7 protein-coding genes and 1 pseudogene are annotated in these 12,530 nt (G+C 59.4%); 3 read left to right on the top strand and 5 right to left on the bottom strand.

The window, feature by feature from the left end; translation table 11 throughout:
- Window positions 1-142: 142 nt before the first annotated feature.
- The 5 genes and pseudogenes from EOC94_RS31055 to EOC94_RS31070 form a co-directional block, all read right to left on the bottom strand.
- Window positions 143-1,498: an NAD(P)-dependent oxidoreductase gene (locus EOC94_RS31055; protein WP_281032981.1), complete on the bottom strand. Its 1,356-nt coding sequence runs from the start codon at window positions 1,496-1,498 to the stop codon at window positions 143-145.
- A gap of 339 nt (window positions 1,499-1,837) precedes the next feature.
- Window positions 1,838-2,188, bottom strand: a complete 351-nt coding sequence (locus EOC94_RS34885; protein ID WP_245465695.1) for a UvrD-helicase domain-containing protein — start codon at window positions 2,186-2,188, stop codon at window positions 1,838-1,840.
- Window positions 2,189-2,207: 19 nt separating this feature from the next.
- Window positions 2,208-2,903: a hypothetical protein gene (locus EOC94_RS34890; protein WP_245465696.1), complete on the bottom strand. Its 696-nt coding sequence runs from the start codon at window positions 2,901-2,903 to the stop codon at window positions 2,208-2,210.
- A 720-nt stretch (window positions 2,904-3,623) separates the two neighbouring features.
- Window positions 3,624-4,144: pseudogene (locus tag EOC94_RS34895) on the bottom strand (OB-fold nucleic acid binding domain-containing protein); the annotation flags it as partial.
- Window positions 4,145-4,447: 303 nt separating this feature from the next.
- Entirely contained in the window at window positions 4,448-6,373 is a 1,926-nt protein-coding gene (locus EOC94_RS31070; protein WP_127295333.1) for a potassium transporter Kup, read from the bottom strand.
- A 976-nt stretch (window positions 6,374-7,349) separates the two neighbouring features.
- On the opposite strand from EOC94_RS31070, the gene EOC94_RS31075 reads away from it, so the two are divergent.
- The 3 genes from EOC94_RS31075 (at window position 7,350) to EOC94_RS31085 (ending at window position 12,496) form a co-directional block, all read left to right on the top strand.
- On the top strand, window positions 7,350-7,628 hold the full coding sequence (locus EOC94_RS31075) for an AlpA family phage regulatory protein (RefSeq protein WP_127295335.1): 279 nt from the start codon (window positions 7,350-7,352) through the stop codon (window positions 7,626-7,628).
- On the top strand, window positions 7,625-8,257 hold the full coding sequence (locus EOC94_RS31080; protein ID WP_063169290.1) for a hypothetical protein: 633 nt from the start codon (window positions 7,625-7,627) through the stop codon (window positions 8,255-8,257). The genes EOC94_RS31075 and EOC94_RS31080 overlap by 4 nt, the downstream gene beginning before the upstream one ends.
- A gap of 705 nt (window positions 8,258-8,962) precedes the next feature.
- Window positions 8,963-12,496, top strand: coding sequence for an autotransporter domain-containing protein (locus tag EOC94_RS31085; protein WP_127295337.1), 3,534 nt, complete (start codon window positions 8,963-8,965; stop codon window positions 12,494-12,496).
- Window positions 12,497-12,530: the final 34 nt, after the last annotated feature.

Genomic DNA, 12,530 nt, shown 5'->3' on the forward strand with positions numbered 1-12,530 from the left:
TCCCGGCCGACATCCAACTCGTAGGAACTTGCCCATTCACGATAAAAGCGTGCCAAGCGATCGACGTCGCCGTCGAGCGCATGGGAATCCTTGATGCGTTTGCGTGCGGCTTGCTCCAGTGCGGTCCGCTGATCGAGGGTATTCATGTCAATTCCTCCGTATAGGGGCAAATTAGGTGCGGTACAGTTCTCATCGGCGGCGCAATTGCCGCGGCTGGTTTTATAAGCGGTTCGTTGCTGTATTGCTGAGCATGGGTATCCGACCATGCGGAGGCGCCTACGCTCCAGGTAATAACGTCGCAGATCAGAGCATCGCTCAGGCCCATGCCGCGCCCAAGATCAAACGCCTCGTCAAGGATCAGGCGATTGACGTGGGTGAGTTCGCCGACCAGCGACCTGAGCAAACGAATCTGGATGTCACTGAGTGGGACGTCGCCGAGCGGAAACACGTGCTCACGCTTCGGTTTGATCCGTCCGACGGGATCGGTAAGGAATTCCTGGTCCGGCGGATGCGCGGAGTCGGCACCGTATTTGGATGGCGCGCGGTAGCCCGGCACTTTTAGTCGAACGCCGAAGACCACCTCCGCCAGTTCGACGACACGCAGATGGCTGTCGTATCGGTCGAACTTCCGTCCCGCCTCGCAATAGCGCCTTTCGACCGCGCGCCCGATCGGCAATCCCACGCCGAGTTCGTCCGCCAGCTGGACGGTCAAGCCCATGTCCTTCACCGTGATCTCCAAAGTGCAAGAGCGATCGTAGCTGCCATCCAGGAGAAATGGGACGAACTGCTCGACTGCAACGGAGTTTGCGGGCGACGCGACAAACTTACGCCACGCCTGCTGCGCTGGAACGCCCTCGCGCACACTTCGGCAGAGCGCATGGCCGCTTGCAACAGCCGCAGCGTAAAAGAGTAGATTCGTCAGTAATTTGACTGATTGGCCCTGACCGATGTCTCCGACATGGAAGGAGATGGATCCCATGATTTGCAACACCTTCCCGCAACGCTCATAGGCCTCCGGTGGCCCGCCGACGAAGAAGCTGACATTGGCGAAATCGACTCCCATGTGGGACAGGTTGCTCACGGGCGCTTCCAGCGAATGCACGCCAATTGCTGCCGCCCGGCGGGCGATCTCGATCGTATTGTGGTAGTCGGTAGTGGACGTATCGATCCATACGCTCCCCGGTGCCATTCCGGCCAAAGCGCCTTGCTCGCCAGTCATGTTGTCAAAGACGTCGTGTGGCAGCGGCAGGCAGGTAATGACGATCTCGCAATCGTGCGCCGCGTCGCGTGGTGCGTCATGCCACCGTGCTCCCTTTTCGACCACGTCTTTCGCAGCCGCGGGATCGATGTCGTAGACGTCCACCTGATAGCCCGTATGCAGGAGCTTTGCGATCATTGGTCGCCCCATGCTGCCCGTACCAATGAATCCTACGCGTTCAACGTTGCGGAAATGAGCGGCGCTTACAGCCTCTGCGGCACACACTTGGGTTCCTTTCATAAGTACAGTCGCTATTTTATTGGTTTGCGCGCCAAAAGAGGACCTTATCAAGGCAATAAAACACCGGGCTTACGGTAGAAGCAAGGGAATATTTGTGAAAACTGTTTACATTTTTATTTCAACCTTACTTCACTTTGTTGGCGGCAAGTTCGCAATTGGCAATCGTATAAGAGTGCGGGTAGGGCAACGGATCGCTCGCATCTTGCGCACCGAGCCATGACGTGAGTCTGGTGGGCGTCCAAGCGCCGGTTTGGCCCTTAAAGGTCGCCGAGCGTGATGAAATTCACGCTGAGTCGGCGCCCCGATGTGGTTCGACAGCGCTGGGTACATCGCCGCTTCTCAAATGTGTGGAACTTCTGCAAGCTGGGGCGGGCGTCCTTCAACCTCCTTAATGATGCCCCGTCCAAGCGGTGAAACGTCGTGACGCGGGACTCCAGCGCGCTTTCCTCGATGTAGCTGTCCTGCGATCCCGGTCTTGAGTTCATCTGCTGCGCTCTTATTGAAGGCCAGAAGCAGGATCTCATCGGGCCGGTAGAGCTGCCTTTCCAGGACATTGGCCACCTTGCAGACCCTGGTCGCGGATTTGCCCGACCCGGCCGAGGCGACGAGCAGATTGTTGTCCTCCAGGCGGATACATGCATCGCGTTGCTGATCGAAAAAGGAGTCGAAAAATGGCTGGAATTTGCGCACCTCCGCGGCAACGAACGCTTCATTGTAGGCGTGACGAACCCCCGGGTCTCAGCATGGCGAACGAAGCCGGCAGGGACGCCTTGAGCCCGGCCGGCGATGCCGGCGACGGTCCATTTGGCGACCGGATCGTAGGCGGTGAAGTGCTTGACGGCCTTGCCGGGGCGAGATTGACGAAGACGGTGTCGATCGGACGATCTGGCCGGGCCATTTCGACTTGAGGCCCTTGGGCAGGCGTCTGGCGTAGCGCTTGCCGACAAGGCGGAAGCGTCGGCCACCGGGCTTGCGGCGCAAGGTCGGGACCGGCATGACTAGACCGCGCCGCATCAGGCTGGTGAAGATGCGGCCGATGGTGGAGATTGAGACCGCAACGGCCTCCGCGGCGGATCAGCCAGGCCAGCTTTCGCTTGCCCCACATCGGTTTGTCGCCGCGCAACTCCTCGACGGCTTGCACCAGCGCCGGGCTCCATTGCGGCCGGCGAACCCGGCGCGGCGGCGATCTGGGTTCGGGCTGTTTGGCCCAGCGGTAGAGGGAGGCGCGCGAGGCACCAACGGCTTTGGCCGCGTCACCGGCCGACAGGCCGGCGGCGCGTGCGCTTTGCCAGCGCCTGACGGCGTCCATACGGATCGCGGCTTCATTCGATAGGGATTTCGCCGCGATCCGTGACGCCAGAGCACCGGCTCTGATAACATGACGCGGCAGGCCAAAAACCTGCATCGGGGGTTCTCCTGAAGTTTGATCTTCGCAACTTCAGCTTCGGAGACCCCCGAACTTTTCTCAAGCCATCCGTCTCACATCTGTCTGGACCTGCACACCCAGCATACGCCAGTCAGTGAGCTGCTTCGATTGTGTCTCAGAACATCGTCATGCTGCGGTCCTACATGTCATATTGGTTGTGAGTTGATAGACACCGCTTGGAGGTGAGCAAGTGGTTCGAGAGTGTTCACAACCCCTTGCGAGCCTTAGTGTGTTATGCGTGGTAGGCTGGCTGAACGAGATCACCGCCGAGCAGGTGGGCGCCGGGACCACTTCGAGGTTACATCGCCGTTCCGTCGACGCTCGGGTGGAACGGCCTCCCGGCCAACGGCCGCCGGCCCCGAGGCAGGGCTCATCGAGATGATACGACCGCCTTGGAACAAGATGGGGTAGAGCAGATGAAGCGTTGGCAGCGTGTCTCCATCGACGCGAGCGGGGAGGATGGGATCACGATCATTCGCATCACGCGCGGCCGCAAGGGCGACGCCATGGCTACGTTGGAATCGTTGAAGTGGTTTGAGCTGGACAGTCACAAATACACCGGTTACGCCCCGGCTCAGGAAACGGGGCGGCGTCCAGCGGTGGAGGTGCTCGATGACTTAAAAAGGTGCGGGCAGTCGTTGCGCTTGAGAGCGACGACATTTGGGATCCGGCACGGGGTGACCTGCTGCCAATCGGCAGTTAACAGGGTCCGACAAAAGTGTGCACAACATGCTGCTGAAGTGGCCTCCGGAAGCGCTGCCGGAAGTTACGCGTCTTGACCTTGATATGGTCGATATGGTCATACTGCATCGACGATGTCGCGCCCCTTCGGCATGCCGCGCGGATCAATGCCCGATCCGCCGTGATGAGACTCGTCCCTCGGCTGTGCGGCAACGGAAACGGCGTCTTGCGGTTTCCCACGCTGGCCAGCCCAGCCGACAGATCGGTCAGCTCGTGGGCGACGAGGTGCACCACCTCCTCTTCCGTCGGATGCGTCCACGGACGCCGAGCATGGCCGAAGCAAGAAGCACGCGCCGGAATTTCTCGAGAGATCTTGGCCCAGACGACGACGTTTGCCGCACCCGTCTCATCCTCCAGAGGAACATGAAGCCTTTGGCCGAGCCCGGCCGCTGCCGGACCAGCACCAGGCCGGCGGCCTCGAGCCAGCTTCTGCCTCGCGCCTGCATAGCATCCTGACAGGTCACGGTGCGGCGCCGGTTAGGCGGCACGCCGATTTTGGCAACGCTAGCCTGTGAACTGGAGAATGAAGGTCGGACTTGCGGCACATCGATTACGTTCAAATGATAAGTGCTGCCCGGCGAGGTCGTTTCAGCGCATCTCGACTGATGGGTCGGCAAGACAATGCGGAACGGAAATTATCGCAGGCGTAAAGGACGGCTTTCGGGGCCGGAAGCTTCGGGCCTGGAACCGGACCCCAGTTTGGCGCAAGCATCGTGGCCTCCGCCCGGTCAGGCATTCACCGGCTCGCGAAATGCCAATTGATTCTGCTTAACCGGGCATGCCTAAACGGCCACTTGCGTTCCGATCTCGACCACACGTCCGGTCGGGATCTGGAAATACTCCGTCGCGTCGGCGGCCGTGCGCGCCAAGCCGATGAACAGCTTGTCCTGCCACACCGGCATGCCGGAGTTGGGTGACGCCTTGAGCGAGCGACGCGACAGGAAGAAGGACGTCGTCATGATGTCGAACTTCCAACCCTGCTTGCGGCAGATCGCCAGCGCACGCGGGATGTTAGGCTGTTCCATGTAGCCGAAGGTCAGTGTCACCCGCATGAACAGCTCATTGATCGTTTCCATCTTGATCCGCTCGCTGTCGGGCACCACGGGCTGCTGCGCCGTCACCACAGAAAGGATGACGTTCTGTTCGTGCAGCGCCTTGTAGTGCTTCAGGCTGTGCATCAACGCGGTCGGCGCACTGGCGGGATCGCTGGTCAGGAACACGGCCGTACCGGACACCAGCTGCGGTTTCTTCTTCAACAGATTGCCCGCAAGGAAATCGAGCGGAATCTCGTTCCTGCGCGTCTTGTCAAATAGATACCTGCTGCCTCTTATCCAAGTCCACATGGTCATCACGATCACTGCGGCAATGGCAAGCGAGGCCCAGCCGCCTTCGAATACCTTGACGATGTTAGCTGCAAAGAAGCCGGTATCGATGAAGACGAACACCGCCATTAAGGCTATCGCGACGCCGAGCGGCCATTTCCAGATGCGCGTCATCACAACAAAAAGCAGTATGTTCGTCACCAGCATATTGCCGGTCACCGAAATACCGTAGGCCGAGGCCAGCCGGCTGGATTCGCCGAAGCCGACCACCAGCAGCATCACCACCAGCGCCAGCATCAGGTTGATGCGCGGCAGATAGATCTGGCCCGACTGTTTTTCCGACGTGTGCTGGATGACGAAACGCGGCAGCATGTTGAGCTGTACCGCTTGCCTGGTCAGCGAAAAGGCGCCGGAGATCACCGCCTGGCAGGCGATCACGGTCGCCGCCGTGGCAAGCACGACCATCGGAATAAGCGTCCAGCCCTGGTTCATCTCGAAGAACGGATGACCGACAACGCCGCCATTTGCCAGCACGAAGGCGCCTTGCCCGACATAATTGAGCAACAGACAAGGGAACACGATCGCCAGCCAGGCGAGCACGATCGGCTTGCGGCCGAAATGGCCGAGGTCGGCGTAGAGCGCCTCGGCTCCGGTGACGGCGAGGAAGACTGCACCAACCGTAACGAAGGCGACGTCAGGCGAGTTGACCAGGAACGACACGATGTAATGCGGGCTGATTGCCAGCAGGATTTCCGGGTCGTCCATGATGTGGTTGAGCCCGGAAAGGCCGATGGCCAGGAACCACAGCGCGGTAACGGGTCCCAACACCAATCCTACGCCGCCGGTGCCAAACCGCTGTACCGCAAACACGATCGCCAGGATGGCCAGTGTCAGCGGCACCACATAGGGTTGGAACGTCGGCGTGACGACATTCATACCTTCGACCGCCGACAGTACCGAGATTGCCGGCGTAATGACGGCGTCGCCAAAAAAAAGCGCCGCGCCGACGATGCCGATGCCGATGCCGAGGATCACCGCAGAGCGGGTCGGGAAACTGTTGCGCGCCAGCGCCATAAGCGACAGCACCCCGCCCTCGCCTCGATTGTCGGCGCGGAGCACGAACATGATGTATTTGATCGTCACGGTGATCGTCAGGGACCAGATGATCAGCGAGAGTACGCCGAGGATGTCGCCACGGCTGGCGACGTTGCCACCCGCTGATGCATGCAACGCCTCGCGAAATGCATAGATCGGGCTGGTGCCTATATCGCCATAAACGACACCTAGTGCGCCCAACATCAGCGCCTTGGTGCTGTGCTGCTCGACCTCAGAATGGCTCGATTGTTCGACAGGTTCTGCCTCGTTACCAGCATTGGTAAGGGCCATGGACGACACTCCGATAAGCGCGCGGTGCTCTACGCTTGCTGCACTGCAATATCAAGTTCCGTCACGTAATGTCTGCCGTCTCGCCTGTCGTTGCTCGCCTTGGTAGACTCGCCAGCCCCCAGCCCTACCCAGCAGCAATAGCGCCCCGGCAGAACCCTCAATCGCCCAGATCAATGAATGGTTATCGCCCACAGTGCCCCCCCGCGATGCGGCCGATGGCGACCAGGGTGTCGTGGGCGCACAAGGATGGCGCTTTCCTGATGACGCCGTGCTCCAGGTGTGATCGCACCGTTGCTGCGCAAGCCATTTACTTGCTCGTCCCAGCGAGGACCGTGGCCAACTGGAACGCAGGGCCACGCCGCTCACCGGCCGCACTTTGCGGCGCAGATAACGATTCGATCTCCGCGGCGAGATTCTGGTTGAAGAAGCCACCAAGCTTGTCGAAGGACACACGGTCGTAATATCGACATGCCAGTATCCGCAACCCAGAAAAGCTCCTTCGGCTCCGCTGCGCGCGCCACGAACAACCCGATCTTCTCTGCGAAGAGGACGCCGTAATCCTTCAGGTTGAAGCCAAACCGGGGGGCGGCCGTGACGTATGGGCGAAGGGCTAGGAGGCGGGTTCGGTGAGGAACGGCATTGATGTCCACGCCGTCTCCTGGAAAGACAGAGGAATGCGGTGTCACCGACTGGCGCCGGAGGTTGATCCGGTGATTAGGAGGAGCACTCGTTGTCGGATTCTCGACGATGTCGGACATCTGACACAACGCTGCCAGAGCGATCGCGTTGTTCCGAAACGATTTTCCCAGTTGGCACGACGGTTGCGGTCCCTATGCGCAAAAGCACTGCGATGCCGCACCGACTGGAAGAACTCATCAATGATCACGCTTTTCGAACATGTGGGCGCCGCTACCAGCACTGAGCGTTCCCGAGCCGACGGAAGCCTCTATCCCTTCTTTCTGAAGGCTGTCCGGACATGAACGCATTTGATGTCCGTCCAACGCTGGATGCTCCCGACGACGATCCCTATGTCTGGCTTGAAGATGTAGAGGGCGAGCGGGCACTTGCCTGGGCCGCCGGCCAATCGGCAAAGACCCTGAAGCACTTCAGTGGAACGCAGTTCGAGCGCGACCGCGCGACTCTGAAGGCAGGCCTGTTCCCTAAGCGGCGTCGCATCTCCCCCGGCCGAGTCGCATGGCTTGAATCCGATATCAGGGCTTGGATGGAAACTAGATCTGAGAGCCGCACCGCATGAATGTAGCCTCCCAATATCTTCTCCCGTCTGTGGCGCATCACGAAGCCGGGCACGCGGTGGCCGCCATCGTTTTGCACCGTCAGATGTTCGACGACGACCGTGAACTCCCTGCTTTCTCAAGTGTTAGTATTTACCCCGACGCCGGTGACGGAGAGTGCGGTGGTTTTGTCGAAGGCACGGTTTTCTATTCAGCGCAAGGATTCACCTCGGAGCTAAAGCCGATTTTCGAGAACGATATGGATCGACATTTCCAACGCGATGAAGCGATCCAAGAGATAGTTGCGTGTCTGGCAGGTCCTTTTGCAGAATCCGCATTCGAAGGCTATCTGGACCCGCGCGATATGGCGATGAATGCGTCCGATGGGAATGAGGGGAGCAGCGACTACGCGGATGCCAAGCGAATCTATGGTGAGTTGCGGTTCCTGATGCCGCGCCGCCCCCGTTGGAGGCGGATCGAAGATCGCACGGCCCGGCTAGTACTCGATCACTGGTCAGCCATCGAAGCATTGGCCGCGCATTTGCTGGTCAAGCATGATCTCCAATTCGATGAGGCTCTGACGATTGTTGCGCCGCATCTTCCGCCCATGCCAGCAGCTACGCCGCCAGAGCGTCATCCGCAGCCTGCTTGATCAGCCATTCGATGTGATTTGACCACATCTGCAACACCTCGCGCTTCTCCTTGACGTTGCTATAGAGATCGTAGATTTCGCCAATGTCTCCGGTGCGGGCTCACAGCCCGTCCATATAGCCGCCAGTCTGCTGCCTTCGAGTGGCCCATGTTGGCCGCGGCCAGGAAGTGGCGACGATTGAAAGGACAAAATCAGTTGCCGAAACTCATCGCAGGTGACGGTCTGGTGGCAATTTGGGCACATCTTGTGTCTCGTCGCCAGTAAACACGGATGCCCGGCAGGAGACTGAGCTCGCTGCCGGCGGAAATCGTAGAGCGCCAGCGACGCATTCTGATCTTTCGTCAGGCAGTCGACCGCCTTGGCATACGCCTCGGCCTCCATCTCGATCGACCTGAACCGGTATCTTGTGCGCCATCCGGACGATCTGGGAAAGCTTGGCCGGGCCGGCGCCTTCCCAGGCGCACGGGAAGCGCGACGACCCATGTGGACCCTGGATTTCACTCCGCACTTACGCTGCTTTGGCCTTGTCAGCAGCCTGAGCATAAAGCGTGCTCAGCTTTCAGGCCGAGCACTCATCCATTGTTGACAGCACCTGTCGTCATTCAGGATCGCCCCATTCTCGCAGGCCGCTTGCAGCTTTCAGGCTGTTGTCAGCCAGGGCCGCCATAAAGGGTCTCGTTAAACAACATTCAGGAGGCCGTTCCAATGATCAATCAGTTTGCGAGACTTTTTCGAGGACCAGGTATGCAGGCTTGTTTCAGGACAAAGAACTTTCTGGCGGCAACCACCGCGATGACGACGGTATTCCTGCCGGCTGTGTCTCTCGGGGTGGGTCTGGTAGCATTTCCAACTGGAGAAGCGTTGGCCGACGACCCGATTTCGATCCCGCTGGAGTATGTCGGGGAAGGCCATGACCGCCTGGGCATCTGGGCCAAGATCAACAATGGCAACGCGCAGCGATACGTATTCGACACGGGCTCGGACCAGCTCAACACGCAGATCGGGTCAGAGGTGACCGGGGTCCGCCCGATTGCCGACACGCCTTACGTATATACGTACGGGGACGGAACGTATGGCAATAAGCTTCAGAACGTGGAAATTGATAAATTTACATATGTCGATCCAGATCAAAAGATAACAATCGACGGGCCATCTGTAAGCGATAAGAAATACCGGGCTGCTCGCATTCTCGATTTTGTCTATACCCATGCGTATTGCAAGGACAACAATCTTAAGTGCACGCCGGGATCCGTGACGGATGGACTTAAAGATATGTATGGTCAGGATCTCCAAGAACCTTATCACGCCGATAAGGAGCAGCGGGCGAAAATGACCGCTGGCAAGATGGCAGACGAAGGCGGCGATTTCGCAGGTACACTCGGGGCCGGCGATTTTCTTGGCAAGACAAGTGTCTGGGGCATGATGGGCAGTGTCACCAGGTCTGGCTACGTGGTCTCCGCCAATGTGAATCCGGATTCCGAGAGCGACCAAACGCCTGGCTGTTCCCCCTGCACGATTGTCAACCTCAATCCAAGCCTCCGGGCCCAATATACTAATGCCATGCCATGGGGAGAACCCGAGGAAAAAGATCAGGATTCTTATCAGAATTTTCCTGGCTCTGGCGCCAATGCCTCGACCGAATACGAAGGCAGCTACAATCTGCAGTACACGGTTAAGGATGGAGCCCCACCAATCACCGACCCCAACAAGACCGCGGTATTGCTCGACACCGGCACACCGGGCGGTGGCAGTCTGGAGATCAGTGATGCGATGCTGAAGCAATTTCAGGATGCGGGCGTCGAACTTAAAAATGTTCGGAGAAATGAGCAACGCGAGATCGTAAGCGCATCGGGCAACATCCCGAGCGTTACAATCGCAGGAACGGATGGCGATCCGGTAAGGCTGGACAATATCGACTTCACCTACACCAGCGGCACGACGGAACAACCCAACGACCAGACCAGTTTTGTTGCCGGTCTTGACTTCTTCAAAAACAGATCGGTCATTTTCGATCTGGAGAAGAAGTATACCGCTTATTCGTCACATTTCGTCACTGCCAGCAACTTCTCTACCGATTCATCCGCACCCGAAGGGACCGGTCTGAGCAGGATCACGACGAGCATGGGGAATGAGGGCGGGGTCGGCATAGCGGGTGTCGTCTCCGGCTCCGGATCGCTGACGCTTGATACAAAGACGGTGGTCCGGATGACGAATGTCAACACCTACACCGGCGAGACGAATATTGCTCAGGATGCCTATCTCTCGCTTGCGGGGCTCGGCAACATCCAACGGTCAGCGAAAGTCGTTGCAGACGGCACGCTCGATATCTCCGAACATGGAAATGGCAGCGACTATTGGGGAATCTCCGACGCCTACAACGATGCCCGTATTCGTAGCCTGAGTGGCAGCGGAACGGTCGAACTGGGCAAGCGTACCCTGGTGCTAACGGCTTCGAACGACACTTTCGCCGGCAGCATCAACGACCTCGACGTTGATAACAATAATATGGGCGGCAAACTATTCGTTGCCGGTGGCGTGCAAACGCTGAGCGGAAAGAACAATTTTTCCGGCATGACGACGGTCGGTTCCGGCGCGGGATTGCTGCTTGCCGATACAGGTGTGCTTTCCCATGATGCGACCACGTCCGGCTTTCTCGGGAATGACGGGCAGATCGGGGGCACGGCTATCGCAAACAGCGGCGGTGTCGTCGCAGGCGGCGGCACCTACGGTGCGGTCACCATTTCCGAGGGCGGCACGGTCGCTCCTGGCAGTGCGACCGATCCGAGCAGGATCGTCACCACAATGACTGTCACGGGCGATTTCGCGCAGCAGTCCGGATCGATCTATCAGGTCGACCTCGCAAGGTCGTCCGATCTCATCGATGTTGGCGGAGCAGCGGCGATCGACAGCGGCGCGCAGATCGAGCTCCTGCGGCAGGGAACGCTATCGGTCGATGCCCGATATACTCTGCTCTCCGCAGCAGGCGGCGTAAGCGGCACCTATGGCGGGCTGACGGGGGCTCTGGCGACAGACGCGACGCCCTTCGTCGATTTCCAGCTCGTCTACGATGCCAACAATGTCTATCTCGATATCAGCCGCACATCGACGGCGTTTGCCGATGTAGCCAGCACCTTCAATCAACGCTCGGTCGCCGCAGCGGCTCAGGCGCTTGGAAGCGGTAATCCGATCCAGGACAACATCCTGTTCCTGACGGCGCCGGAAGCCCGCAACGCTTTCGATATGCTATCAGGCGAGGTTCATGCTTCCATTCATAGCGGCCTCATCGAGGACAGTCATTCTGTACGCGATGCCGCGAGCGAACGGATCCGTGCGGCGTTCGACGGCGTCGGTGCCTCCAGCGTTCCGGTGATGACTTATGGGCTGGGTGGTCTGGAACTGGCCCCGGCAACGAGTGAGAATTTCGCCGTATGGGGCCGTGGCTTCGGCGCCTGGGGTCATCTCGACAGCGACGGCAATGCCGCCGGTCTCGATCACTCGACAGGCGGCTTTCTGGCTGGCGGTGACGCGGCTGTCGGCGAAAGCTGGCGGCTCGGCCTCATCAGCGGCTACAGCCATACCTCCTTGGAGGCGGACGATCGCGCGTCGTCGGGCTCGAGCGAGAATTACCATCTCGGTCTTTTTGCCGGCACGCAGAACGGCAATCTCGGTTTTCGTTCCGGCCTTGCCTATACCTGGCACAGCATCGAGACCGGCAGGTCCGTGGTCTTTCCAGGCTTCGCCGACAGCCTTTCGGCCGATTACGACGCCGGCACGTTCCAGGCCTTTGGCGAGCTCGGCTACCGTATCAATACGGCTTCGGCTTCCTTCGAGCCCTACGCTAATCTCGCTTATGTGAATTTTGACGCCGATGGCTTCACCGAGAATGGCGGCGCAGCCGCCTTGTCGAGCGGGGATCGCTCGAGCGACACGGCGTTTACCACGCTAGGTCTGCGTGCGTCGACGGTACTGACCCTCGGCACCGTGACTGCTACCGCGCGCGGCGGTCTTGGCTGGCGCCACGCCTTCGGCGACGTCAGGCCGGATACCGCTCTTGCCTTTGCTGGCGGTTCCTCCTTCGCCATCAAGGGCGTGCCGATCGCAAAGAACGCAGCTCTGCTCGAAGCTGGGCTGGACGTAAACATCACCGAGAACGCGACGTTCGGCATCGCCTATCAGGGACAGATCGCCTCGGATGCCCAGACACACGGGTTCAGCGCCAAGCTCGGCGTCCGTTTCTAAATCACCCGCAAAAGAGATTGGTTATGAAGTCAGT

The organism is Mesorhizobium sp. M6A.T.Ce.TU.016.01.1.1, from assembly GCF_003997065.1.
Taxonomy (GTDB): domain Bacteria; phylum Pseudomonadota; class Alphaproteobacteria; order Rhizobiales; family Rhizobiaceae; genus Mesorhizobium; species Mesorhizobium mediterraneum.